A 25,153-nucleotide genomic window follows, 5' to 3' on the forward strand; every position below is an offset into this window, starting at 1 on the left:
GCCGATGACGGCCACCTCAGGGTGGCCGTTTTTTTATGGTATGAACCCGGATTTTGCCGTTGACCCGTCTATTGCTTCACAGTTTAAGCTTCCCTTCATCGGGTCACGGACCCCACTGCGAGTCGCTGTCATGAAAATATCCGAACTGGCCAGGCGCTGCGGCCTGGCCCGCTCCACCCTGCTCTATTACGAGAAGTTGGGGGTGATTGCGGGCACGAGAGGTGCCAACGGTTATCGCCACTACGACGATGAAGATCTGCAGCGGCTGCGGATGGTGCAGGCCCTGCAGGCGGGGGGGCTCAGCCTCAAGCAGTGCCTCGCCTGTCTGGCGGGCGAGCTTGATCAGACAACGCTGGCAGCCCGGGTTAGGGAGCTGGATGAAGAGCTGGCGCGGATGCAACGCGCCCGGGATCTGCTGGCGGATCTCGCCGGTTTGCGTGCGCACTCCGGCGACGAGTTCAAGGCCTGGCAGTTGCAACTGCAGCGTGAAGCGCCAGAGGCCTACTTCGACTGGGTGATGAAGCAGGGATTCAGTGAAAAGGAACGCTACCACTTGCAGTGGCTCAGCAAAGACATGAATGAACATGAGCGCTACATCCGCGATTTCAAGCTGCTGCTAGACGACATGAGCTATTGGGGGCCGGGCGATAGCCTCTTCACCCAGCAGCAGTTTGCCGCGCTGCCCATGGCGCCTCGCCGGATCCTCGACATGGGCTGCGGGCGCGGCGCCGCCACAATGGCGCTGGCACAGGTGACGGATGCCGCCATCGTGGCCATTGACCTCGACGAGGAGGCGCTGGCCGCCGTGGCCAGATCGGCCAGCGCGGCTGGCTTTGAGCAGGTCACTACCCTGTGCGCCAACATGGCGGCGCTGCCGGTGGAGCTGGCCCCCGCCGACCTTATCTGGGCCGAAGGGAGCGCCTACACCATAGGGGTGGCCAATGCGCTCAAAGCCTGGCGGGCGCACCTTGCCGGCCCTGATGCCTGCATCGTGCTGAGCGACCTGGTGTGGCTGACGGACACGCCGCCAGAGGAGGCGTTGGCGTTCTGGCAGCGGGATTATCCCGCCATGCATACCCTGGCTGGCCTGCTGAAGACGGTGCAGGAGGCGGGGTATCGTTGCCTGTGGCACACCCAGTTGCCGCAAAGGGCCTGGCACAACTATCTGGATCCCATCGAGCGCAATCTGGCGCGCCATCGCGCTGAGCTGGGGGATAGCCCAGCCTGGCAGGATCTGAGCCGGGAAGTGGCCATCCATCGCCAGTACCTGGGCAGCTATGGCTATGTGATCTGTTGCCTGCAGGTGGCCTGATCATCCCATCAAGCGAGAGAGAAAGAACAACATGAACATAATTATTCGACCCGAAACGGATGCTGACTATAATGCCATCGAAGCGGTGACCGTGGCCGCATTCCTCAAGGCTCCCCATACCGATCACAACGAGCAGCTGATCGTGCGCGACCTGCGCCAGGCCGGGGCACTCAGTCTGTCGCTGGTGGCGGAGCAGGCGGGGCGGGTGGTCGGCCACCTCTGCTTCTCGCCGGTGACCATCACGGATGGCAGCCAGAACTGGTTTGGCCTTGGTCCCATCTCGGTACTGCCCGAGCTGCACGGCAAGGGGATAGGGTCACACCTGATGGCGGAAGGGCTGGCCGCTCTCGAGGAGCAAGGTGCGGACGGTTGTGTAGTGCTGGGGGATCCAGGCTTCTACGGCCGCTTTGGCTTTGAGCAGAACCCGGCGTTGGTGTTACCCGGTGTGCCACCCGAGTACTTTTTGGCCAGGTCGTTTGGTGCAGCCAGTGCCCGTGGTGAGGTGAGCTACCACCCGGCTTTCAATCAGGGATAACAAGACAGAATTGCGGTCAGCTGCCGCCGTGTCTGGATAAAAAATGAGGCGCCTTATGGCGCCTCTTGTCTATGGTACTTCCTTCACGCGGGATCAGCGCTCGCCGGCCCAGGGGTGAGCTTTGGGGCGCAGCGCCAGTGCCAGCACCAGCAGCAGGGCGATCAGGCCGTACAGGGGCCAGTTGCCAAAGCGCAGGTAGGGAGTCTCGCCATGGGCGGGGCGCACTTCGCTGCGCAGCACCGCCGCCTCGAACTGCGGGATCTGGCCGATGATGCTGCCGTCGATCTCGGTGACGACCGTGATGCCGGTGTTGGTGGCGCGTAGCAGCGGTCGGGCCAGCTCGAGGGCACGCATCCGGGCGATCTGCATGTGCTGCCAGGGACCGATACTGGTGCCAAACCAGGCGTCGTTGGAGACGGTCAGCAGGAAGTCGGTCTCTGGCGTGACATTGCGGCGCACCTCTTCCGGGAAGATGATCTCGTAGCAGATAGCCGCGGCGAACTTGAGCCCCTTGGCGATCAGGTTGGGCTGGATCGCATCGCCCGGACTGAAGGAGGACATGGGCAGGTTGAAGAAGGGGGCGATGGGGCGCAGCAGATCTTCAAACGGCACGAACTCGCCGATGGGCAGCAGGTGATACTTGTTGTAGCGATTCGGGTGGTTGTAGAAGTAGGACTCCTTGCTGTCCGCATCCTGAACTCCCATGCCGAGCACGGTATTGTAGAAACGCTGCTGCTCCTGGTCGTAATGAATGATCCCTGCCAGCAGGCCGGTCTCGTTCACCTTCATCGCCTTGTCCAGATTCTCCAGATAGGGGCCCATCTGCTGCTCGAGGGCCGGGATCGCCGACTCCGGCCAGACGATGATGTCGGCATCCTGATTCTCGCGACTGAGATCCTGATAGGTGCGTACCGTGGGGGCCAGCGCCTCCGGATCCCACTTGAGGGACTGGGCGATATTACCCTGCACCAGCGCCACCTTGACCGGCTCGCCCCGGGTGACCCAGTCAATCTGCATCAGGCTGTGACCACCTGCCACCAGGGCGGCGGGCAGCAACAGCCAGAAGGGAGAGCGGGACTTCCACACCATCCAGAGGGCGGAGCTGGCGAGCAGCAGCGCGAGCGTGATGCCCTGGACCCCCAGAATGGGGGCGAAGCCCTTGAGGGGGCCATCGATCTGGGTGTAGCCGAACCAGAGCCAGGGAAAGCCCGTCATTACCCAGCCGCGCAGCCAGTCTGCTACCAGCCAGAGTGCCGGAAAGGCGAGCAGCCAGCGGCTCCAGTGACGGCCGCCAAAGAAGCGGGCGAAGACCCAGCAGGCCAGCGCCGGATAGAGCGCCAGATAGGCGGAGAGCAGGGCCAGCAGCACGAAGGCGACCGGCAGTATGATGCCGCCAAATTCCGTCATGCTGACGTGGATCCACCACAGCCCCGGCAGAAACAGCCCCATGGCGTAGCCAAAGCCGCGCCAGGCCGCCTGGCTGGGGGTTGCCTTGTCCAGCAGGGCGTAAAGGCCGAGCAGGGAGGGGATCACCAGCGGCCAGTAGTTGAAGGGGGAGAAGGCGAAGACGGCGCAGGCTCCGGCTGCCAGGGCACTGATACTTAACAGGATTTTGGATGTCACGGGTGATGTTTTCACGGGTGATGGATGCTCGTCTTGGGCTGCTGGGTTGAATGGGCGGTATCTTACCCCGTAAGGCGGGTGACCGCGAGCCTGCAGATAGCACAACGCCCCGTGGTCGGGGCGTTGTTGGTATCATCCAAAGCGGCGTTATTGCGGCTCTGATTGGGCCACCGCGTGGTTCTCCGGGATCTTCACCTGCAATTGCTGCAAACGGCGCCGGTCGGCGTGCATCACCTTGAACAGGTAGCCATCCAGCTCGATCTCCTCGCCTTTCTTGGGCAGGTGGCTGAAGGCGTGCATCACCAGACCGCCCACCGTATCCACCTCTTCATCGCTGAACTTGGTGCCGAAGAAGTCGTTGAAATCCTCGATCTCGGTGAGGGCGCTGATGGAGAAGACCCGCTTGCTGAGACGACGGATCTCTTCGGGCTCGTCCTCGATATCGTCAAACTCGTCATCGATCTCGCCGACGATGAGCTCCAGTATGTCTTCAATGGTCACCAGACCGGAGACGCCACCAAACTCGTCGACCACGATGGCCATGTGGTAGCGCTCTTCGCGAAACTCCTTGAGCAGGCGGTCGACCCGTTTGCTCTCGGGCACGATCACGGTGGGGCGCAGAATGTTCTCGAGCTGCAGCGGCTCCTTGGCCAGATCGCCGCCGAAACCGAATGGCAGCAGATCCTTGGCGAGCAGTATACCCTCGACGTGATCCTTGTCTTCGTTGATCACCGGGAAGCGGGAGTGGCCGGATTCGATGATCACCGGCAGGATCTCGTCCACCGGCTGGGATTTCTCGATGGTCACCATCTGGGAGCGGGGGATCATGATGTCGCGTACGCGCAGATCGGCGATCTCCAGCACCCCTTCGATCATGTCCTTGGTGTCCTGATCGATGAGGTCGCGCTCTTCGGCATCGGCTATCACGTCTACCAAATCATTGCGGTCTTTTGGCTCGCCCTGGAAGAGTTGGCTGAGTTTGTCGAGCCAGGTTTTCTTCGGCGAGCCGGTACTAGGGTGATCGTCGGTCATTTTTTCTCTTGGTTACTCATTGAAGATACTGATGTTTTGTCTTTGCTATATGAGGATGGCCAACATCCGTTTCAAGCTGCCGGCCCGCCCCTTTCGCTATTACACTTCGTCGTTCAGATAAGGGTCGGCGTAGCCGAGTTCCTGCATGATGTCGCGCTCGAGCTGCTCCATCTCTTCGGCTTCCTCATCCTCGATATGGTCATAACCTAGCAGATGCAGACTGCCGTGCACAACCATGTGCGCCCAGTGAGCCTCCAGCGGCTTGCCCTGCTCACTGGCCTCTCGCTCCACCACCTGGCGGCAGATGACGAGATCGCCGAGCAGCGGCAGCTCGAGGCCAGGGGGCGCCTCGAACGGGAAGGAGAGCACATTGGTGGGCTTGTCCTTGCCGCGATAGGTGAGGTTGAGCTCGTTGCTCTCCGCCTCGTCGACGATGCGTACCGTCACCTCGGCCTCGGTCTGAAAGCCGAGGATGGTGCCGTCGAGCCAGCCCTGCAGCTGGGTTTCGCTCGGCAGCCCATCGGTGCTGGCACTGGCAAGTTGCAGATCCAGAGTCACGCTCATTGTTCGTTCTCCTTGCGGGTGTTTGCCGCGCTCTTCTCGGCTGCCTGAGCGGCATCGAATGCCTCGTAGGCTTGCACGATGCGGGCCACTACCGGGTGGCGCACCACGTCGGTGGACTGGAAGAAGTTGAAGGAGAGACCATCGACATTCTGCAGCACTTCCAGGGCATGGCGCAGGCCGGACTTGGCGTTGCGCGGCAGGTCGATCTGGGTGATGTCGCCGGTGACCACCGCCTTGGAGTTGAAGCCAATGCGGGTCAGGAACATCTTCATCTGTTCCGTGGTGGTGTTCTGGGCTTCATCCAGAATGATGAAGGCATCATTCAGGGTGCGACCGCGCATATAGGCGAGCGGCGCTACCTCTATGATGTTGCGCTCCATCAGCTTCTCCACTCGCTCGAAACCCAGCATCTCGAACAGGGCGTCGTAGAGGGGGCGCAGGTAGGGGTCCACCTTCTGGGAGAGATCGCCGGGCAGGAAGCCGAGCTTCTCACCCGCTTCCACCGCCGGACGGGTCAGCAGAATGCGACGGATCTCCTGACGCTCCAGGGCATCCACCGCCGCCGCGACCGCCAGATAGGTCTTGCCGGTACCGGCCGGACCAATGCCGAAGCAGATGTCGTGGCGCACGATATTGGCGATGTACTGGGCCTGGTTGGGGCTGCGTGGCTTGATGAGGCCGCGCTTGGTCTTGACCGTCACTTCCTTGCCATAGGGGATGCTCGGCGTCGGCTCGTCATCCTGCTCCAGCACCCGCGACTCCAAAATGGCCAGATGAACCATGTCGGGGGTGATGTCGGTCACCTTGCCCCCCTTGAGGGGCTGGGTCTCGACGTAGAGATGCTTGATGATGACGGCAGCTGCATCCACCTGGGCCTGCTTGCCCAGCAGCTGGAAGTGGTTGTCGCGATAGCTGATCTCGATGCCGAGGCGGCGCTCCAGCTGCTTGAGGTTGTCATCGAACGGGCCGCAGAGGCTGGCGAGGCGCTGGTTATCGGCGGGCTCCAGATGCAGATTCAGGGTCGAGATGTGTCGGCTCACGGTATCCTCGTCTCAAGGCGCTCCCCCTGCGTCCGGGCACAGGGGGAGGAGGGGATTAATGGGGAGTGAAGGCGGCCACGCCCAGCTCGTCCGGCACGTTGTCAGGACGACGGGCCAGGATCTCGCTCGGGGCGGTGGCGATGCGCAGGTTCATCTCGCTCTCGCCGCGGATGAAGGTGCCGCGCAAGGAGTTGGGCAGCACCTCGGTGATCTCCACGTCGGCAAAGCCACCGATCAGGGTATGCGGGCCTTCGAAGTTGACCACCCGGTTGTTCTCGGTGCGACCACACAGCTCCATGGGGTTGAGCTTGGAGGGCCCCTCCACCAGGATGCGCTGGGTGGTGCCCAGCATGGCGCGGCCAATCTGCATCGCCTGGTTGTTGATGGCGTGCTGCAGGCGGGACAGACGGGCTTTTTTCACCTCCATGTCGACATCGTCGGGCATGTCGGCGGCCGGAGTGCCGGGGCGCGGGCTATAGATGAAGCTGAAGCTCATGTCGAAACCGACATCCTCGATCAGCTTCATGGTGGCCTCGAAATCCTCGTCCGTCTCGTTCGGGAAACCGACGATGAAGTCGGAACTGATGGTGATGTCGGGACGGGCGGCGCGCAGGCGGCGGATCTTGGACTTGTACTCCAGCACTGTATGCGGGCGCTTCATCATGGTCAGGATGCGATCAGAGCCGCTCTGCACCGGCAGGTGCAGGAAGCTGACCACTTCCGGCGTGTCCTTGTAAACCTCGATGATGTCGTCGGTGAACTCGATGGGGTGGCTGGTGGTGTAGCGCACGCGGTCGATGCCGTCGATGGCCGCCACCAGGCGCAGCAGCTCGGCGAAGGTGCAGATGCCGCCATCGAAGGTTGCGCCGCGATAGGCGTTGACGTTCTGGCCGAGCAGGTTCACTTCGCGCACACCCTGCTGGGCGAGCTGGGCGATTTCGTAGAGCACGTCATCCATCGGCCGGCTCACCTCTTCACCACGGGTGTAGGGCACCACGCAGAAGGAGCAGTACTTGGAGCAGCCTTCCATGATGGAGACAAAGGCGGTGGCCCCTTCGGCGCGCGGCTCGGGCAGGCGGTCGAACTTCTCGATTTCGGGGAAGCTGACATCCACCTGGGCGCCACGGCCCTCCTGAACCTGTTTGATCATCACCGGCAGGCGGTGCAGGGTTTGCGGACCAAACACGATATCCACGTAGGGCGCGCGGCTGCGAATGGCGTCGCCCTCCTGAGAGGCAACGCAGCCACCCACACCGATCACCAGATCGGGCTTGCTTGCCTTGAGCTTCTTCCAGCGCCCCAGCTGGTGGAACACTTTTTCCTGCGCCTTTTCGCGAATGGAACAGGTGTTCAGCAGCAAGACGTCTGCCTCTTCGGGCTCTTCGGTCAGCGTGTAGCCATTGCTGGCATCCAACAGGTCAGCCATCTTGGACGAGTCATACTCGTTCATCTGGCAACCCCAGGTTTTAATGTGAAGTTTCTTGCTCATTGCTTCTCTTGACTGGTTTTGAAATCGGCATGGTCAAAGGACCGCGCATTTTACTCCGCAATCGGGGTGCTGACCAGTTAATATCCAGTCGCCATGGTGGCCGAAGTGGCCCATGCCGGTCCGGTAGTTCATCCCTTTCCCCTTGATTTGACGCGGCAATTCTCCATTTGCCTCACTGTTTCCGGCGCGTCCTTGCGTTATGATGCCCCCATCAGGTTCAGGCCCGCGTCATCGTCGGGCCACCCCTCTTCAGGAACAACGTTATGGAACACTGTGATATTGCCATCGTCGGTGCCGGCATGGTGGGCGCCGCCACCGCCTGCCTGCTGGCGGCCCAGGGCCTCTCGGTGCGGGTTATCGAGACCCGGCTGCCGGAATCCTACGACCCGGCGCAGCCGCTGGATCTGCGAGTCTCCGCCATCAGCCAGGCCTCGGTGGCGCTGCTGGAGCAAGCCGGCGCCTGGCAATACCTGCAGCAGATGCGGCTGTGTCCCTACCGCCGGCTGGAGACCTGGGAGCTGGACGGCTTCGCCACCCGCTTCAACGCGGCCGACCTAGGCCTGCCCCAGCTCGGCTACATCATCGAAAACCGGCTGGTGCAGCTGGCGCTGCTCAAACGGATGGAGGATTTTCCCAATATCCAGACTCATACCCCGGCGGCGGTGCTGAGCCTGCGCCAGAGTACCGACGATGTGATGCTGCAGCTGGACGATGAGACCACCCTCTCGGCGCGCTGGGTACTGGCCTGTGACGGCGCCGAATCCCATACCCGCAAGCTGGCCGGCATCGGCGTATCGCGATTCGAGTATCGTCAGCACTGCATGCTGATCAATATCGATACCGAATTTGCGCAAGAGGACATCACCTGGCAGCAGTTCACCCCGAGCGGCCCGCGCGCCTTTCTGCCGCTGCCGGGCCAGCATGGCTCCTTGGTGTGGTATGACAGCCCGGCCCGCATCCGGGCGCTGGCCGCCATGAGCAACGAGGCGCTGACCGCCGAGGTGCGTCGCCACTTCCCAGCTCGCCTCGGTGGTTTCACCGTAATGGCTAAGGGGAGTTTCCCGCTGGTGCGTCGCCACGCCAACGACTATCACGCCGGGCGGGTGGTGCTGCTCGGCGATGCCGCGCACACCATCAACCCGCTGGCTGGGCAGGGGGTCAACCTCGGCTTCAAGGATGTGGCCTGCTGGGCGGATTTGTTGCACAGTGCCGGTACCGGGTGGCACAAGCCCGAGCTGGTGACCCGTTATGAACGGCGCCGACGCCCGGACAACCTGCTGATGCAGTCGGGGATGGATCTCTTCTACGGCGCATTCAGCAATGAGATAGGCCCGCTCAAGCTGGCCCGCAACCTGGCCCTCAATATGGCGGACAAGGCGGGGCCGCTCAAGGAGATGGCGCTGCGCTACGCGCTGGGCCTGGTCTGAGACAGATTGGCAATAGATAGGTCGGGGCAGTTATCGCCAACATGGCCACAACGACAAGGGGGTCGGTTCTGGTGAACCGACCCCCTTGTGTATCAGGCCTGTCGTTGCTGCAAGATTACGGATGAGCCGCGCGATAGAGGGTCCACTCCTCGACCACCTGGCCATCCGGCAGATGGCAGTATCCCACGGCGCCATCGGCTTCCTGCTTGATGATGACCTTGCCTCCCTGCTCAGCGCAGTAGACCGAGGCCGGATTGGCCATGCCGACCGGGGCAGGCGCTTTCTCGCTGGCGCAGCCGGCCAGCAGCAGAACGGGTAGTAGCGCAATAACCGTTTTTATCATGTTGATCTCCCTTCATATGTTGACTGGGTACTTGCTGCCCCATCTTATGCCTCCCTCAGTGGCAAGGCAAAAGATGAGTCCGGCTTATCGTTTGGTCGCGGCGCAGACAGTCGGGTGAGCCTCCAGGACCAGTTGCAGGAAGCGATCCCGGATGGGATCGGCAAATTCCGGGTTCCACACCAGACTGATTTCCCACTCCGAATAGGGACCCGAGAGGGGGTAGAGGGTCACATCCGGGCCTGCGATGAAGCTGACGCTGCGCGGCAGTATGGCGTTGCCGATACCGGCGGAGACCAAGGCGACCAGGGTCTGGACATCTTCCGTCTCCTGGATCATGCCGGTCAGCCGGTTGGCGCCGAGGAAACCGGCGATCTGCTGGCTAAGGCCGGGGCAGCGATGGCCGACCATCTGCAACAACGGCTGGCTGGTCAGAGCCCGTTCGACGTCGAAAGTGGCCGGATCCGATCCCGTGACCTGGGTGGGAACGGCCAGCACCAACCGGTCGGTCAACAACCTGTGCTCCTGCAGTTGCGGCGCCTGGGGCCGACGCATGAAGCCCAGTTGCAGTTGGCCACAGAGCAGCTGTTCGTGCTGAATGGCGGAAGGCATGTCTTGCAGATGGACCATCACCTCGGGAACCAGCTGCCTGAAGCGGGCTACCAGGGAGGGGGCCAGCGCGAAGCTGGACAGTCCGAAACCTATCTTGAGTCGCCCGGCGATGCCGCCCGCCAGCGCCAGGGCATGGCGCTCGAATCCCTTGCCGTGTTCGACCAGGGCGTTGGCCTGGGTAAGCAACTGGGCGCCAAGGGAGGTCAGCTCGGCGCCGTGCCTGCCCCGGTGGAACAGGGTGCAGCCAAGGGCCTGTTCCAGCCCCTGGATCTGCTTGGTGAGGGCCGGCTGGGTGATGAAGAGCCGGTTGGCGGCCTCCCGGTAGTTGGCAGTCTTTGCCAGCATCACGAAAGCCTGCAGTTGCCTCAAGTCGAATTTCATTCCAGTTGGTTATCCAATATGGCGATTTATTGATTATAAATTATCACACCTCCTTGCTGTAATGGATGTGCGGCGGGCCTGTTGCCCGTCCGGCACACAAGGAGTCACGCCATGTCTAGCGAACGCTATCTGTTCTTAATCAAGGGATCCCTGGTGATGGCACAGCCACTGGCTGCCCCCGAAACGGGAGAGCTCTTGACGAGTCTGCTGCAACAGGGTTTTGCGGTTGGTCCCCTGCAAGTCTGGGCAAATAACGCCGAGCAGGCCCTCGCCTGCTATGAGCGAGCCGCCCAGCAGCGGGCCTTCGGCGATATCCTGGCGGGGGCCGAACCCGCCGTGGCAGGCGTTTTGTCATGAGCAGGCTAACCCTGCGGGCCGCTGCCCTGCTGCTGGACATGGATGGCACCCTGGTGCACTCCACCGGTGAGGTAGAGACGGTGTGGCGGCTCTGGTGCCGCCGCCACCGGCTGGCTCCCGAGCCCGTACTGGCCATCTGTCACGGGGTGCGCTCGCGGGAGGTGATCCGCACCCTGACCCCGCAGCTGGACCTGGCGCAGGAGGTGGCCCTGCTCGACGAGTTGGAGATCCATCACACCGGCCAGGCTGAGGCCCTTTCCGGCGCCCGTACCCTGCTGGCAAGCCTGCCGACTGAGCGTTGGGCGCTGGTGACCTCGGCCAGCCAGCGGGTGGCCCGTCATCGGCTGCAGAGCGCCGGCTTGGCGTTGCCCACCCTGCTGGTGGGGGCTGACGATGTGGTAAACGGCAAACCGGATCCCGAGCCCTATCTGCTTGCGGCAGAGCGGCTGGGAGTGGCGGCCGCTGATTGCCTGGTGTTTGAGGATGCACCGGCTGGCATCACCAGTGCCCTGCGGGCCGGTTGCACCGTGGTACAGGTGGGTGGGAGACAGTGGCTGGAGCCCGGCGTCAGTGCGCTGATCCAGGATTGGCGTCAGGTGAGCATGGTGGAGTCAGATGACGGCCTGCAGCTGACGTTGTTGACCTGAGCGGTCATAAAAACCCCCGGCGAACGGGGCAGGCAGAAGGGTAGCCTGTTGAGTGATGGCTGTCTGCTGTGTGGGAGACTTTGTCACCCTGTTGTTTGGATGGGGTTCCTGATGTCGGCCAGTGATGGATGTCTTTTGTCGCGCTCGCAACAAGCCTCCTTGGCTGAAGTTTGCGGAGAGCTCATGAGCTTCGCGCTTCCCAACACGCGATATTACCTGCGGGTGTGCCGGGTTTTGCCCGGCTCAGCGGCCATACTCCTGACTGCAGGTCGTGTCCTGATACCACTCTACCCGGTTGCGACCGTTGTGCTTGGCGCGATAGAGCGCCGCATCGGCGTGGGAGAGCAGCTGTTCCAGGTTGAGATGGCCGGGCTCCCGATAGGCGAGCCCTATGCTGACCGTGATCGTAACGGGGCGCATGGCCTCGTCAATGACTTGCAACTGCGCCACCTCGCTTCGCAGCCGATCGACCAGCTCCCAGGCCTGGGACGGCGGCACATCGGGCAGTAGCAGTGCAAACTCTTCGCCACCGAGCCGTCCGAGCAGAGTGCTGCCGGGCATCCCCTGGCTGATGGCCATGGTGAATGCCTTGAGCGCACGATCCCCCGCCTCATGGCCGTGGTTGTCATTGAGTTGCTTGAAGTTGTCCAGATCCAGCATGCAGACGGCGATCGGTTTATGTTGCTGATCCAGCTGCGCCAGCATTTGTTGGGCGCTCGGCCAGAAGCCTGCGCGATTGAGGGCGCCGGTCAGGTGATCGTGGTGGGCCATGTACTCCATCTGGCGCAGCAGGGTGTTGCGGGTCGCCATGATGCTGGCTGCCGTGAGAGGGGTGAGGCCGATCAGCATGATCCCGATCCGCACCGAGAACATCCAGTACTGGGTCTGGGCGTCGTGGTTGATGACGAGATAACCGCCGGAGATGGCAAGCAGGGTCAGGGTTGTAAAGCCGAGCGACAGCAGGGTGGTGGTAAAGAGCGAATAGCTGACGGCGCACCACAGCAGGGCAGGAACCGGGAAGGCGAGGGAGCCCGGACCCGAGACGATCTCCGCCAGCAACAGGGAGCAGATAAACATCAGCAAGGGCAGCACTCTTGCCCAGGAGACGTGCGGCAGCCACAGTGCCTTGAACCAGGTTCGTATCGCGCCGGCATGGGGCAGCGTCAGGAGCACCGGCAGTAAGGCCATGTAGTTGACCAGTTCGCTTGCAAACCAGAAACCCAGTCCGTGCAGCGAGCGGCCATTGAACAGGATGGGGTTGATCAGGGCGCCGACCAGTCCGGCGGCAAATGAGGCGGCCATGCTGATCAGCAGCAGGTAAACGATGGCGTTGGGGTGCCTGAGGCGCACATTATCCCTGCCCAGTCGTCGGTAGAGCAGATAGCCGACCCCGACTCCCACCAGGTTGCCCAGGGTCAGCAGGCCGGTTTTCAGCAGCGAGTCATCGGTGAAGAGGGCCGCCAGCAGATAACCGGCTATTCCGCCCAGCCAGCCGGCGGGTGAGGCCAGAATGGGATAGCGGATCATGATGCCGAGGAACACGGCGTTGGCGGGCCAGAAGGCGGCCAGCATGTCGGGAGGACGGGTGAAGATCCCGGCCAGTGAAAAGAGGCATATCAGGGTGGCCATACCCAAGAAGGCGCAAGGAGGGGCGCGGAGTAGGTCTATGTACGAGGGTTTTATCTCTTCCATGAGAGACTCCTGATGGCGACTTTGGCCATGGCGGTGTATGGAGATGGCTGCGAAAGAATCCATAAAAGCATAGAATAATCATTGCGTTAGGCAACTGTTGATTTCACTGTTATTTAGAGTGGAATGCTGATGCCGGTCAATGATTGATTGTATTTATTGCTTTTAGAATGAGGGTCTCTCCATGGTCATCCAGAGGTACATGTGTGAGTCTCGCTCCTCCCTGCAAACGGTATTACTTGCTGGTGCCCATGACCCTGCTGCTGGGTGGCCTGGTGCTCATCACGACACTGATATTGGGCGTGCAGGGGTTGCTGCGCGATATCGACAGGACGATCGCCAGCTATGGCCGCATCGCCGCCTCCATCGAAGCCACCCTGATCCATGAGATGATACAGGTCAGTGAGCGCCAGATTACGGTGCTCGACGATTCGCTGGACAGGGAGGCCATCGCCCGTGGCGAGTCGGCCCTGAACCCTTACTGGACCATAGCGCACCGGATCCAGCCCGATGATCACTTCATCTATTTCTATAACCTGCGCCATGATCGCATCGATACCTATCCCGCCTGGGAGCGTCCGCCGCAATTCAAGGCCACCGAGCGACCCTGGTATGCCGCAGTCACCCAGGCCGGGGAAGAGCCATTATGGCTGGGCCCCTATCCGGAATATGACACCAGAGTCCAGACCCTCACTCTGGTCAAACGGGTCATGGACAAGGAGGATCGCCTGCTGGGACTGCTGATGGTCGACATGCAGTTCGCATCCCTGCAGCGGGCGCTGCAAAACTCCCTGGGCGATGAGCAGGCGGTGGCCATCTATCTGACTCCTGCCGGCGGTGATGATGTCATCGTTGCCAGCAACCTCGACTTGCTTGCCCGGCGCGGGGAGAGGCCCGAGGGTATCTGGAGCTGGCCGGGCTTCGGCGTGCTTGGCAACGGGGTGCATCTCACTCATCCCTTGCAGGACATAGGATGGGATCTGCATATCTATCTCTCCGCCCCCCTCTTTCGCGCCATCCTCGGGGAAGATCTGCGGATGCTGGTGTTGCCCCAGCTGCTGCTTGCCGTCATCTGGCTGCTGAGCCTGCTCGTGCTGGTCAGGATCTTCCGGCTGGAGCAGCGTCTGGTGGCAGGCTCCCTCAGCGAGATCTCCCGGGATGTCAAAAGTGGCCGGCGCTTCCCCGGTCACAAGACCTGGTTTGTCGATGACAGCCTCTCCAAGGTGGATCTGGTCAGGGCCAATCTGCTGCGAGGACAGGATGCCCTGCACCACGACCCTCTCACCGGGATCATGAACCGTCGGGCGTTCGATGCCAGGCAACAAACCCTGCTGAAAGAGGGGCTGCCTCATTGGCTGCTCCTGCTCGATGTGGATTTTTTCAAGAACATCAACGACTCCCATGGTCATGCCTGCGGCGATCAGGTGTTGCGCCGGATAGCGGCTCTGCTGGCCGAGCAGTTGGGCGAGGGGAATGTCTATCGCTTTGGCGGGGACGAGTTTGCCGCCTTGCTGACCATGGAGCGGGCCGATCTGGAGGGGAGATTGCGGCAACTCTTCATCCGGGTGCGCAATCAGCAGTGGCGCGAAAAGCGGATCGCCGTCACTCTGAGCGCAGGGGGAGTCCACTATCCGGAGGAGCGCCACAACCTGTTCGAGCGGGCCGATGAGTACCTCTACCAGAGCAAGCGGCTGGGGCGTGATCGCTGGTCCCTGCCAGCACAGATCCAAAATGAGCAGAGTAACGCGGATAGTGCTGACAAATTCTGTCCGAGCGATGATGGCTAAATGCTCCCTGCCTGTCGGAGGACCTTGCCCCCAACCTCTTGCCAGCTTTCTGATAAAGTTATTTTTTTATTTAAATTCAATAAATTATAAACTCATTATCCAGTGCAAGAGAGGTATCTGTCGCTCTCCTGCGACACTGGCACATCCTGTCGTAAATCGTATAGTTCGGGAAAATTAATCAGCGTTGACAGGAGTATCCATGGGGATGAACAAGCGTGGCCTGAGTGCCCTGGCTCTGTTGGGTGGCTTGTTGTTGGGAAGTTCGGTGGCACACGCCTCCGAGACGCTCAACACCATCCTGGGGGGCGGTGCCGGCGGCGTGGCGGGCACCATGATCGGCAAGGAGCTCGGTGGCGACACCGGGGCACTGGTGGGGGCCGCCATTGGCGGTGCGGCCGGTGGTGCCGCAACAGCCAACAGAGGCAACAAGAATGAAGCCGCCCTCGGCGGCGCCGTCGGAGCGCTCGGTGGCGCCGCCATCGGCAAGAGCGTCGGCGGTGATACCGGTCGGCTGATCGGGGCCGGGGTGGGCGGTGCCAGTGGCTCGGCCATCGGTGCCAAGACGGGGGATGGCCACAAGAGCCGGGACCGTTATTACGACGATGATCACCATCATCACCGCCACGACTACAAGAAACACAAGAAGCACAAGAAACACAGATGGCACGATGACGACGATGATTGATGCCCATCCGGTGCGTGTGAATGAAGACGGGGCCTGCAGGCCCCGTTTCTGTTTCTGGCTCACACCAGCCGGTGTTGGCGCCGCCCGGCGGCGAAGGCGTTGATGTTGTCGATCAGCTGATCCGCGAGGCGCTGCATCGACTCCTCGCTGGCCCAGGCCACATGGGGGGTCAGGATGAAGTTGGGATATTGCAGGGCCTGCATCAGGGGGTGATCGGGGGGCGGCGGCTCGACACTCGCCACATCGAATCCGGCGCCGCCGAGGCGGCCGTTGGCCAGCGCCCGCAACAGGGCGGCTTCATCCACCAGACCGCCGCGTCCCACGTTGATCAGCAGAGCGCCCGGTTTCATCAGCCCCAGTTCCCGCTCGCCGATGAGGTTGCGGGTATAGGGGGTGAGCGGGCAGTGCAGGCTCACCACATCCGAGCTTTGCAGCAGGTCATCCAGCGGCAGCCGGTCGTCATCCGCGTTGCCTCCGATCTGGCTCTGGGCGTAACGCACCTCCATGCCTATCCCTTTTGCCCGCTCACCCAGCGCCTGGCCGAGCGTGCCCTTGCCGATGATGCCAAGTCGCTTGCCGTGCAGATCCGCAATGGGGTGATCGAAGAAGCAGAACTGGCCGCTCTGCTGCCAGCGTCCCTCCAGCAGCGACTGGCGCCAGGCAAACAGGTTGCGCGACAGGGCCAGCATCAGTGCCATGGCGTGTTCCGGCACTGAGGGACCCGAGTAGTTGCGGATGTTGCACACGCCGACGCCGGCGGCGCGGCAGGCCTCCAGATCCACGTTGTCGCTGCCGGTGGCCGCCAGCGCGATGAGCTTGAGTTGGGGCAGCCGGGCCAGCTCCCCGTCCCCGATACGCACCTTGTTGATGATGGCGATGCTGGCCTCCTGGAGCCGCTCGACCACCTGCTCTGGCGTCGTACTCGGATAGCTCTGCCAGTGATGGGGGAAGTCGGGATGGTGCAGGGTGATGCCTGCATCCAGGGTATCGCTGTCGAGAAACACAATCTGCTGCATGGTCCTTCCTGCCATGAACGGGGCCGAACGGTCATGATGCCAAAGAGGATGCAGCCAGAGCCAGTGCCGCGGGTAGTGAAGGGGGGCTTTCTGCGGCAGATGTGACCGTGCCCGCGCTTTGGCGTGCTGGGGGCTTGTGTTAGAGCCAGCCCAGGTGGTTGAGCCAACCCTGAATGCGGGTTGGCGTCTCCGCCAGTTCCATCAGGGCGTAGGGGCGATAGTTGAGCTTGTGGCTGCGACGGGTCTCGCTCCGGCGCTCTGCCGCCGCGAGCTGCGGCCATCTGCCGCCCTCTTCCTGATAGAGATCCAGGGTGGGGATGGTGGCCTGGGCCACCTGCTTGGCCAGGGTCTGGTTGCTCTGTTGATTGGGGAAGAAGCCGTCGAGCAGTACCAGCGCATCGGGGGCGGGCAACTGCTCGCTGGCGATGAGGTTGGTGGTCCAGGCAGCCCCTGTGCCCTGGGCCAATATCAGCTTGAAGCCGCCATCCTGCAGCTTGGCCTCGGCCAGCTTGCTGATCCGCTCGGCAAACTGCTTGCGAAAGGCGTCGCTGTTTTTCGCTTTCTTCTCGGCGGCCGGGTCGATCTCGGCCTGTTCTGGAGAGGGAAGCAGCAGCAGGGTATCGAAGCCCAGCAGACGAAGATCCCGGGTGAGTTGCCATAGCTGGCCGCTGCGTTGCCAGTCCGGCAGCAAGATGGCGAGCCCCAGATAGTTTTCGCTGTCGTGCTTGGCAAACAGCACCGTCTGCTTGTCGATGCGGGTGACGTCGGGCAGCCCTTGCCAGTCGCTCTCCTGCCAGTGATCGACGGGGGCGGGCGGCGTGACCTCGATGGCTTGCGCGCCATGGCTGGCCAGCATCGTCAGTAACAGCAGTGATAAGGATAATCTGGCCATAGTGTGCTCCCCCGGTTATCTGGGTTAGCGGCCACGGCGTCATTTTCTGAAGGTGCGAGCAAGGGGCAATAAAAAAGCGAGCCGGTGGCTCGCTTTTTTGCATCCAGTTCAAGGGGTCAACTTAGTTGACGCGACGCTTGAATTCACCGGTGCGGGTATCGATTTCGATCTTGTCACCGATCTCTACGAAGGCTGCCACAGACAGCTCGTAGGTGGAGCCCTTCAGACGGGCAGGCTTGGTCACTTTACCGGAGGTGTCGCCACGGGCAGCCGGCTCGGTGTATTCCACTTCGCGAACGATGGTGGTCGGCAGTTCTACGGAGATGGCTTTCTCGTTGTAGAAAGTCACTTCGCAGATGTCTTCCATGCCGTCTACCAGGTAGTTCAGCACGTCACCCAGGTTGTCTTTCTCTACGTCGTACTGGTTGTACTCGGTGTCCATAAAGACATACAGGGGGTCGGAGTAGTAGGAGTAGGTGCACTCTTTACGTTCCAGCTGAACCACGTCCAGCTTGTCATCGGCCTTGAAGACGGTCTCGGTGGCGCTGCCGTTCAGCAGACCCTTCAGCTTCATTTTGACCACGGCGGAGTTACGGCCGGATTTGTTGAATTCAGCCTTCTGGACCACCATCGGCTCGCTGCCGATCATGACTACGTTACCAGCGCGGATTTCCTGTGCGGTTTTCATGTAAAAAATTCCTGTTCGTGAAACGGACGGATAAAAACTGCCAGATTATATACGGCTTTCCAGAAATTTCACCAATCGTGTGACGAGATCCCCATCGTGCTGCAACTTCTGTGACCAGCTTCGCCCATGTTGCTGCCAAATGGCGCTATATCGTGGCCAGTTGGCCCAGAATACGCGGCAATCCTCGCCCCGATTGAGGGCGAGATTGAAGTCGCGCAGCCACTGGCCGCACTCGGCGGGCAAGTCTGCCAGATAGTGGTCGAGGAAGTGCGCCAGCTTGATCAGATGGGCCTCTTCCTCCTGTTGGTAGATGTGCCACAGGAAGGGGCGGGTGGCCCACTGGGCGCGCACGAAGGAGTCTTCCCCGCGCACCAGATTGAGATCGCAGCTCCACAGCAGCCGATCGTAGCCAGCCTGATCCGTCATCGGCAGCAGCTTGATGGCGAGGTTGCCCGAATGGAGCAGATCGCCCGCCCTGGCCGTAGGGATGGCATCTTCCAAACCTGCGCCACGCAGCACGTCGTGCAATGAGCGCCCCAGCGGCAGCAGCAAGGTGACCGGCGTGGCGCTCTGGCACCAGCTTTCGACCAGGCTCACCAGCGCCTCGCTCTCGTAGGTAAAGAGGCTGACTCTCAGCTCTCCCTTTTGCTTGGGTGGCAGACCCAGGCTCGCCCAGTAGGCGGCAAGGCCAGCTTCATCCTGTTGCCAGCGATCCCGCTCGGCCAGCAGCGCCCGCTCGCAGAGCAGGCCGCCGGTTCTGGCGCTAAAGCCCGGGAAGAAGAAGTATTTGTCGAGGCTCCGGTTGCCCACCCGCTGCGGGGAGGCGAGGCCGTGGCAATCCTCGACCCAGCTCTCGGCCGAGAGGTACTCCAGATTGATCCAGCAGGGGGGCGGGCTCTGCTCGGCCATGCGTTCGACAAAGGGGGCGGGCAGCTCACAGGCAAAGGCCTCGATGACGACCCTGGCCGGGGTGATGTCGGCGGGCAGGGTTTTATGCCAGTGCTGGATATGGATACCCTCGACCCACTGGCCGTCCAGCTCGGGGTTGAGCCCCGGGCAGATGCGGGCGAAGCTGGTCAGATCGTCCACCCAGAGCCGCACCGTACCATGCCCCTCCTGCTCCAGCTGGCGGGCGAGTCGCCAGGTGACGCCGATGTCACCGAAGTTGTCCACTACGCAGCAGAAGATATCCCAGTCGAACCGGGGTAGGGGGCTTGTCATATCGGGGATCCAGATGCAAAAAAACCGGTGCGCAGGGTAGCACACCGGTGGACAGGCTTCTAACCGTTAGCAGGTCGCGGGTGGTCTGGCAGATCACTCCTTGCCGTAGACGTTGTTCTCCTGCTCGCGCACCCGGATAAAGGTGGTGCGCTTGGTGAGCTCCTTGAGCTGGCTGGCTCCGACATAAGTGCAGGTGGAGCGCACGCCCCCCAAGATATCGCGCACGGCATTCTCCACCGGGCCGCGATAGGGCAGCAGCACTGTCTTGCCCTCGGAGGCACGGTATTCGGCGACGCCGCCGGCGTGCTTGTCCATGGCACTCGACGAGCTCATGCCGTAGAACTTCATGAAGGGTTCGCCATCCACATCGATGATCTCGCCGCCACACTCCTCATGGGCCGCCAGCATGCCCCCCAGCATCACGAAGTCGGCGCCGCCGCCGAAGGCTTTTGCTACATCCCCCGGGCAGGTGCAGCCGCCGTCGCCGACGATCTGGCCACCAAGGCCGTGGGCCGCATCGGCACATTCGATGATGGCGGAGAGCTGGGGATAGCCGACACCGGTCTTGACCCGGGTAGTGCAGACCGAGCCCGGGCCAATGCCCACCTTGACGATGTCGGCGCCGGAGAGGATCAGCTCCTCCACCATCTCGCCGGTCACCACGTTGCCCGCCAGGATGACGTGGTTCGGGCAGGCTTCACGGATTTTGCGCAGGAACTCGACGAAGTGCTGGGAGTAGCCGTTGGCCACGTCCACGCAGATGAAGCGCAGCGCCTCGGACATGGCGAGGATCTGGCGGGTCTTGACGAAGTCTTCGTCCGAAGTGCCGGTCGATACCATCACATGACCCAGCAGGGCCGGGTCGGTTTCGTTCACGAAGGTTTGCCACTGCGCGAGGCTGTAGTGCTTGTGCACCGCCGTCATCATCTCGAAACCTGCCAGGGCGCGGGCCATGGCGAAGCTGCCGACGGTATCCATGTTGGCGGCGATGACGGGCACCCCCTGCCATTGGGTCCGGGTGTGCTTGAAGGTGAACTGACGGGTCAGGCTGACTTGGGAACGGCTCTTGAGAGTAGAGCGCTTGGGGCGAAACAGGACATCCTTGAAACCGAGCTTCAAGTCTTCTTCGATACGCATTGCAAATTCCTTATTGAGCCTTGAGTGATGCGTCACTGTTGCAGTGGCAAATTTTCGGCAGGCACAAAAAAACCGGGGGTTTTCAGGGCCTCCGGTTTACAACAGTGTAGGCAAAAATCCCCCCGGAACAAGACTGATATTTCACCAACTGTTGTGGTAGCCTTTGGCGTCACAACCTGAGGTTGGCCGATGGTTTCATCCAAGGCTAACCCGGCGTTTCTCTTACCCCGCCATTTCCCATCGCCAGACATTGGTTGTCGCCTCGTCATCCCCCTCCGCCCTCCTGGGCTACCGCCCGGCACAAAGCGATGTCCCCTCGCAAGACAGTGTGATAAGTCTGGGCCTCACCTTGTGAAGATGAGACGGCTGAGGTTGTGGTATGAGCAAGTGGATAGCAGGCACGGCACTGATATTGGCCCTCTGCGGCAGCGCACTGGCGGCGCCGCAGGAAGGGTATGGCTGGGTGGAGAAGGGGCTGATCCTCCCCACCGGCGTGGCAGTCAAGATGAAGCTGGATACGGGGGCGCGCACCTCTTCAATGGATGCTCAGGATCTGGAGCAATTCACGCGCGATGGCAAACCCTGGGTACGCTTCTGGCTGCGGGTGACCGATGCCGACAGCGGCAAACAGGTATCCCGGCAGTTTGAACGGCCGGTGGAACGTCACGTGACGGTGCGCGGCGCCGGGGGCAAGGAGAAACAGAAGCGGCCGGTCGTGACCATGTCCGTCTGTGTGGGGAGCCGGATCTATGAGGGTTGGTTTACCCTGCGGGATCGCAGCAAGATGATCTATCCGGTGCTGCTGGGGCGCCGTATGCTGGAAGAGATGGGGCCGGTGGATGCAGGTCGCACCTTCACTCGCCAGCCGGATTGTCGCTAAATCTGCGCTGCCGATGTGCAGCCAAACAGATGTACAGCCAAACAGAGGGGCCGCAGCAAGCGGCCCCTCTGTTTATCTACCGAGTAATTTATTTGGCGCTGGCCGACAGCGGCAGCCAGAGACTCACTTCTAGACCCCTGTCCGGCAGGTTGTGTACATCGAGATCGGCACCATGCAGCTGGGCGATGCGCGAGACGATGGCCATGCCAAGGCCGACCCCGTCCCCCTGCTGGGGATTGACCCGATAGAAGCGCTCGCACAGCCGTGACAGGGCGTGGTCCGGGATGCCGGGCCCGTTGTCGCTCACATCCACTCTCACCCGGCTTCCCTCCCGCCGCACCTGCACCCGGATCTCGCCACCTGGCTGGGTGTAGCGCAGAGCATTGTCGATGAGGTTGCCAAACAGCAGCTCGAGCAGGGTGGCCTGCCCCATTACCCGCAGTGGCGTATCGCTCTCGAGCGACAATTGCTGATCCTTTTGCAGGGCGATGGGAGCCAGGGTCGCCAGGGTACCTTGCAGCAGGTGGCCTATCTCCAGTTCGACCAGCACGACCTCCTGCTGGTTGTCGATGCGCGCCTGGGTCAGCAGTTGGCGGATCAGGCGATCGCTGCGATCCAGGGCCTGCAGCATCTTGTGCAGCGACTGGCGGCGGCTCTCCTCATCGTCCGCCGCCAGGGCGTTTTCGCTGTGGATCCTGAGCACCGCCAGCGGGGTGCGCAGCTCGTGGGCCGCTTCGTTGGTGAACTGTTTCTCCCGCTCCAGGGTTTCGGCCAGCGCCTGCATCAGGCGGTTTATCTCGTTGACCAGCGGCGTCAGCTCCTGAGCGTCCGCCTTGAGGTTGAGGGGAGTCAGGTTGGCGGGGTGGCGCTCGCTGATGGCCTGGGCCAGCTGACGCAAGGGGGCCAGGCCATGGGTGATCAGCCACCACAGCAACCCCAGCAGGAAGGGCAGGGTGATGAGCAGCGGCAGCATGGCGAGGGTCGCCATCTTACTGGCCAGCTCGCTGCGCTCGTCATCCCGCTCCGCCACCACCAGCCAGGTTCGCTCCTCCTCGTTGTAGAGGGTGAAGGTGCGCCAATGGTGGTGATCCTTTTCCACCGTATCGAAGCCGCGGGTCAGAGTGACCAGCGGCTGGCGCGGGGCGCTAGGGGAGCTCAGCAGCAGATTTCCCTGCTCGTTCAGCAGCTGAAAGTAGAGGTTGCGTTCGAACTCGTGACCATAGGGGGTGATCTCCCTGTCCTCACCGGTGATATTGAGGCTCTTGTCTTTCTGCCAGCCATCGGGATTTTGCTGCTCCCACTCTTGATAGATGGTGCCATCCAGGGGGAGCGGCCCCTCCTGTGCCATGTAGCGGGCCAGCAGCTTGTTGGTGATGCGGGCCGACTGGGCAAGACGAGCGTCGAACAGCTCCTCCATCTCGTGGCTTGCCTCCATGTAGCCGATGAAGGTGCTGATGGTGAGGCTCACGCTCACCAGGGTCAGGATGCCGGTGAGCAGAAAGCGGCGAATGGAGCTCGAGCGTCTCATCGTGCCTGGGTCCGTCCTGCCTGATCGAGCTGGGGAATGATGTAGCCGACCCCGCGGATGTTGCGGATAAGGTCGCTGTAGAACTTCTTGCGCAGGTGGTGGATGTGAACCTCCACCGCATTGCTCTCGGCCCCTTCATCCCAGCCATAGAGGCTCTGCTGCAACTGCTCCTTGCTCAGCACCCGGCCGCTTTGGCTGAGCAGCTCCAGCAGCAGCTTGTACTCGTGGGGAGTGAGCTTGACCGCTTCCCCCTGATAGGTGACCTGCTGGGATTCGGGATAAATGAGGATGTCGCCATACTCCACCATCGCCTGGGCCTGCCCCTTGCTGCGGCGCACCAGGGCACGCAGGCGGGCGTTGAGCTCCTGCAGGGCGAAGGGTTTGACCATGTAGTCGTCAGAGCCTGCATCCAGCCCGATCACCCGATCGTCGAGGGCATCGCGGGCGGTGAGGATCAGCACCGGCAGCTGGTGTCCCTCCCGGCGCAGCTTGCGCAGCAGGCTGAGGCCGTCGATGTCCGGCAGGTTGAGGTCGAGGATGAGGGCGGCAAATTCGTCGCTCTTGAGGGCCGCCAGGGCGGGCAACCCCTGCTGCAACCAGTCCACCGTGTATCCGCTGTGGCGCAGGGCATCCTGCATGCCATCGCCCAGCATCACGTCATCTTCTACCAGCAGGATGCGCATCTCTCTCTCCATCACGTCAGGGAACAAGCCGGTTACCCGGCTTTACGACATAAACGACTCTGCCCACCAGTATGCAAGCTGGTGGGCAGAGTTTAAATAGCTGTCTGATCAGGCTGGCTTTTTACAGCTTGGCGAGGCGTTCGCGAATTTCGCTGCGGCGACCCTCGTCGGCCAGCTCGCGCCCCGGGCGGGCTGGGGCGGTCAGCGCCTTGTCCAGATAGGTTTTTGCTTCTGCCTTGCGCCCCTGATCGAGCAGGAAGTCGCCATAGAAGAAGTTGGGGTCGATGCCGGCGGGGTTGATAGCGAGCGCCTGCTTGAGCAGCTGCTCCGCCTTCTCGTCATCGCCAAAGCCGACCGGCCAGCCGGGCACCTGATAGTAGAGGGAGCCCAGGCTGGTGTAAGCCGAGCCGTCGAGGGCCTTGGGATCCTGCTTGAGGGCCAGCTCCAGCTTGGCCTTGGCCTCCTTCACCAGCCCGAGCGCCCCCAGGCCGCCCTTGGCGCCGGCCCAGGTGCTCTTGACGATGGCCGACCAGATCAGCAGATCGGTGCGAAAGGGCTCCTTGGCACTGGCCTGTTCGGCCTGGCCGCTCAGGGTCTCCAGGCAGCGCTCCTTGGCCTTGTCGACCTGCTGGTACTGGCAGACGGCCCATTGCTGCTGGATGGGGATCAGGGCATCGTCTGCCGCCTGGGCGCCGGCGGCCCCCAGCAGGATGGCTAGGACGCCGTATTTGCAAGCAATCCGGGTCATATCAGGACTCCTTCTTGGTCGGGATGGAATGGGGCAGCGCCTCGTGCGGCAGATGTCGGGCATAGCGTTCGATGATGGGCAGCTGCTTGGCCAGCGCCTTGTCGACGATGCCGGGCAGCAAGGCGTTGAGACGTACGAACAGCTGCTCCGGCCAGCCGAGCCAGCGGCGGCGGGTCTCGTTGCACAGGGCGATAACCGCCTCTTCGGCCACCTCCTGGGGGCTGTCGGTGTGGGTGCCGAGCTCGGCATTCAGATCAAAGGCGGCCTCCGAGTTGAGACGGGTGCGGGTGGCGCGGGGGGCAAAGTGCAGCACCTTGATACCGCTTCCCTCCAGCTCCCGTCCCAGCGCCTCGCTAAAACCACGCAGGGCGAACTTGCTGGCGCAGTAGACGCTGTAGCCGGGGTAGCCGATGCTGCCAAAACTCGACCCCACGTTCATGATGATGCCGGGTTTGCGCATCTGCGGGAGCAGGGTCCGGGTCAGCTGGATGGGGGCCTCGATGTTGAGCCGCAGCTGCCGTTCCACCTGTTCGCTGCTCTGATCCTCGAGCCAGGCAAACTGGTTGCAGCCTGCGTTGTTGATCAAGACGTCGATCCCCTCTTCCAGCAGGGGATGCTGCAGCAACCTGGCCCGCTCCTGGGACGATCCCAGATCGGCGATCAGCACCTGGTGGCGCTCCGGATGGGGCAGGGACTTTCGCAGCCGCTCCAGTGCCGGACCTCGTCGTCCGTTTAACAGCAGATGGGCCCCCTGGGCCGCCAGCTCCTGCGCCAGCTCTTCCCCTATGCCGCCGCTGGCTCCGGTGAGCAGTACGCGTTTCCCTTCAAGTTGCATAGTAT

The 25,153-nt window shown here is 62.1% G+C and carries 25 protein-coding genes; 8 read left to right on the plus strand and 17 right to left on the minus strand.

Features of this window, described 5'->3' with window-relative positions:
• Positions 1-130: 130 nt before the first annotated feature.
• The gene (locus tag MRK42_RS05145; protein WP_338611857.1) at positions 131-1,312 is read left to right on the plus strand and encodes a MerR family transcriptional regulator; all 1,182 of its coding nucleotides are present in this window, start codon (positions 131-133) and stop codon (positions 1,310-1,312) included.
• A gap of 31 nt (positions 1,313-1,343) precedes the next feature.
• Positions 1,344-1,847, plus strand: coding sequence for an N-acetyltransferase (locus tag MRK42_RS05150; protein ID WP_338611858.1), 504 nt, complete (start codon positions 1,344-1,346; stop codon positions 1,845-1,847).
• Between the two features lie 93 nt (positions 1,848-1,940).
• Here the strand turns inward: MRK42_RS05150 and lnt are convergent, their stop codons facing one another.
• From lnt to miaB, 5 genes are all read right to left on the minus strand, one after another.
• The gene (gene lnt, locus MRK42_RS05155; RefSeq protein WP_338611859.1) at positions 1,941-3,485 is read right to left on the minus strand and encodes an apolipoprotein N-acyltransferase; all 1,545 of its coding nucleotides are present in this window, start codon (positions 3,483-3,485) and stop codon (positions 1,941-1,943) included.
• 132 nt (positions 3,486-3,617) lie between these two features.
• Positions 3,618-4,502, minus strand: coding sequence for a CNNM family magnesium/cobalt transport protein CorC (gene corC, locus MRK42_RS05160; protein WP_026455931.1), 885 nt, complete (start codon positions 4,500-4,502; stop codon positions 3,618-3,620).
• Between the two features lie 99 nt (positions 4,503-4,601).
• The gene (gene ybeY, locus MRK42_RS05165) at positions 4,602-5,066 is read right to left on the minus strand and encodes an rRNA maturation RNase YbeY (protein WP_042025711.1); all 465 of its coding nucleotides are present in this window, start codon (positions 5,064-5,066) and stop codon (positions 4,602-4,604) included.
• Positions 5,063-6,106, minus strand: a complete 1,044-nt coding sequence (locus tag MRK42_RS05170) for a PhoH family protein (protein WP_042025710.1) — start codon at positions 6,104-6,106, stop codon at positions 5,063-5,065. Before MRK42_RS05170 ends, ybeY begins: the two co-directional genes overlap by 4 nt.
• Positions 6,107-6,161: 55 nt before the next feature.
• Positions 6,162-7,595, minus strand: coding sequence for a tRNA (N6-isopentenyl adenosine(37)-C2)-methylthiotransferase MiaB (miaB, locus tag MRK42_RS05175; protein WP_042025709.1), 1,434 nt, complete (start codon positions 7,593-7,595; stop codon positions 6,162-6,164).
• Between the two features lie 263 nt (positions 7,596-7,858).
• On the opposite strand from miaB, the gene MRK42_RS05180 reads away from it, so the two are divergent.
• The gene (locus tag MRK42_RS05180) at positions 7,859-9,022 is read left to right on the plus strand and encodes an FAD-dependent oxidoreductase (RefSeq protein ID WP_338611860.1); all 1,164 of its coding nucleotides are present in this window, start codon (positions 7,859-7,861) and stop codon (positions 9,020-9,022) included.
• 115 nt (positions 9,023-9,137) lie between these two features.
• On the opposite strand, the gene MRK42_RS05185 is transcribed toward MRK42_RS05180, so the two are convergent.
• Both MRK42_RS05185 and MRK42_RS05190 read right to left on the minus strand, forming a co-directional pair.
• Positions 9,138-9,365, minus strand: a complete 228-nt coding sequence (locus MRK42_RS05185; protein WP_042072319.1) for a DUF333 domain-containing protein — start codon at positions 9,363-9,365, stop codon at positions 9,138-9,140.
• A gap of 84 nt (positions 9,366-9,449) precedes the next feature.
• Positions 9,450-10,355, minus strand: a complete 906-nt coding sequence (locus tag MRK42_RS05190; protein ID WP_338611861.1) for a LysR family transcriptional regulator — start codon at positions 10,353-10,355, stop codon at positions 9,450-9,452.
• Positions 10,356-10,466: 111 nt separating this feature from the next.
• Between MRK42_RS05190 and MRK42_RS05195 the strand changes: the two genes are divergently transcribed.
• Together MRK42_RS05195 and MRK42_RS05200 are read left to right on the plus strand one after the other, a co-directional pair.
• On the plus strand, positions 10,467-10,712 hold the full coding sequence (locus tag MRK42_RS05195; RefSeq protein WP_338611862.1) for a hypothetical protein: 246 nt from the start codon (positions 10,467-10,469) through the stop codon (positions 10,710-10,712).
• Complete coding sequence (locus MRK42_RS05200) at positions 10,709-11,359, plus strand: HAD-IA family hydrolase (RefSeq protein ID WP_338611863.1); 651 nt, start codon at positions 10,709-10,711, stop codon at positions 11,357-11,359. The genes MRK42_RS05195 and MRK42_RS05200 overlap by 4 nt, the downstream gene beginning before the upstream one ends.
• Positions 11,360-11,602: 243 nt before the next feature.
• Here the strand turns inward: MRK42_RS05200 and MRK42_RS05205 are convergent, their stop codons facing one another.
• The gene (locus MRK42_RS05205; protein ID WP_338611864.1) at positions 11,603-13,051 is read right to left on the minus strand and encodes a diguanylate cyclase; all 1,449 of its coding nucleotides are present in this window, start codon (positions 13,049-13,051) and stop codon (positions 11,603-11,605) included.
• 248 nt (positions 13,052-13,299) lie between these two features.
• Between MRK42_RS05205 and MRK42_RS05210 the strand changes: the two genes are divergently transcribed.
• Both MRK42_RS05210 and MRK42_RS05215 read left to right on the plus strand, forming a co-directional pair.
• Entirely contained in the window at positions 13,300-14,835 is a 1,536-nt protein-coding gene (locus MRK42_RS05210) for a diguanylate cyclase (protein WP_338612434.1), read from the plus strand.
• Between the two features lie 199 nt (positions 14,836-15,034).
• Complete coding sequence (locus MRK42_RS05215; RefSeq protein ID WP_338611865.1) at positions 15,035-15,520, plus strand: YMGG-like glycine zipper-containing protein; 486 nt, start codon at positions 15,035-15,037, stop codon at positions 15,518-15,520.
• A gap of 59 nt (positions 15,521-15,579) precedes the next feature.
• On the opposite strand, the gene MRK42_RS05220 is transcribed toward MRK42_RS05215, so the two are convergent.
• From MRK42_RS05220 to MRK42_RS05240, 5 genes are all read right to left on the minus strand, one after another.
• Positions 15,580-16,536: a D-2-hydroxyacid dehydrogenase gene (locus MRK42_RS05220; protein WP_338611866.1), complete on the minus strand. Its 957-nt coding sequence runs from the start codon at positions 16,534-16,536 to the stop codon at positions 15,580-15,582.
• Between the two features lie 139 nt (positions 16,537-16,675).
• Entirely contained in the window at positions 16,676-17,428 is a 753-nt protein-coding gene (locus MRK42_RS05225) for a DUF3530 family protein (RefSeq protein WP_338611867.1), read from the minus strand.
• Positions 17,429-17,549: 121 nt separating this feature from the next.
• Positions 17,550-18,116, minus strand: coding sequence for an elongation factor P (gene efp / locus MRK42_RS05230; RefSeq protein ID WP_225633183.1), 567 nt, complete (start codon positions 18,114-18,116; stop codon positions 17,550-17,552).
• 45 nt (positions 18,117-18,161) lie between these two features.
• The gene (gene earP, locus MRK42_RS05235; protein WP_338611868.1) at positions 18,162-19,337 is read right to left on the minus strand and encodes an elongation factor P maturation arginine rhamnosyltransferase EarP; all 1,176 of its coding nucleotides are present in this window, start codon (positions 19,335-19,337) and stop codon (positions 18,162-18,164) included.
• Between the two features lie 93 nt (positions 19,338-19,430).
• Positions 19,431-20,474 (minus strand): GMP reductase, encoded by a 1,044-nt coding sequence (locus tag MRK42_RS05240; RefSeq protein ID WP_338611869.1) that lies wholly within the window; start codon positions 20,472-20,474, stop codon positions 19,431-19,433.
• Positions 20,475-20,853: 379 nt separating this feature from the next.
• Here MRK42_RS05240 and MRK42_RS05245 point away from each other — a divergent pair, with 379 nt between their 5' ends.
• Positions 20,854-21,354, plus strand: coding sequence for an ATP-dependent zinc protease (locus tag MRK42_RS05245; protein ID WP_338611870.1), 501 nt, complete (start codon positions 20,854-20,856; stop codon positions 21,352-21,354).
• A gap of 88 nt (positions 21,355-21,442) precedes the next feature.
• Here MRK42_RS05245 and MRK42_RS05250 read toward each other — a convergent pair whose 3' ends face one another.
• From MRK42_RS05250 to MRK42_RS05265, 4 genes are all read right to left on the minus strand, one after another.
• The gene (locus MRK42_RS05250) at positions 21,443-22,882 is read right to left on the minus strand and encodes an ATP-binding protein (RefSeq protein ID WP_042025698.1); all 1,440 of its coding nucleotides are present in this window, start codon (positions 22,880-22,882) and stop codon (positions 21,443-21,445) included.
• A complete protein-coding gene (locus MRK42_RS05255) occupies positions 22,879-23,565 on the minus strand; it encodes a response regulator (protein ID WP_026457848.1) in 687 nt (228 codons plus the stop codon). The genes MRK42_RS05250 and MRK42_RS05255 overlap by 4 nt, the downstream gene beginning before the upstream one ends.
• A 121-nt stretch (positions 23,566-23,686) precedes the next feature.
• Positions 23,687-24,313, minus strand: a complete 627-nt coding sequence (locus tag MRK42_RS05260) for a tetratricopeptide repeat protein (protein ID WP_338611871.1) — start codon at positions 24,311-24,313, stop codon at positions 23,687-23,689.
• A gap of 1 nt (position 24,314) precedes the next feature.
• Positions 24,315-25,148, minus strand: a complete 834-nt coding sequence (locus tag MRK42_RS05265; protein ID WP_225633178.1) for an SDR family oxidoreductase — start codon at positions 25,146-25,148, stop codon at positions 24,315-24,317.
• Positions 25,149-25,153 lie beyond the last annotated feature (5 nt).

Source organism: Aeromonas sp. 19NY04SH05-1 (assembly GCF_040581895.1).
Classification (GTDB): domain Bacteria; phylum Pseudomonadota; class Gammaproteobacteria; order Enterobacterales; family Aeromonadaceae; genus Aeromonas; species Aeromonas enteropelogenes.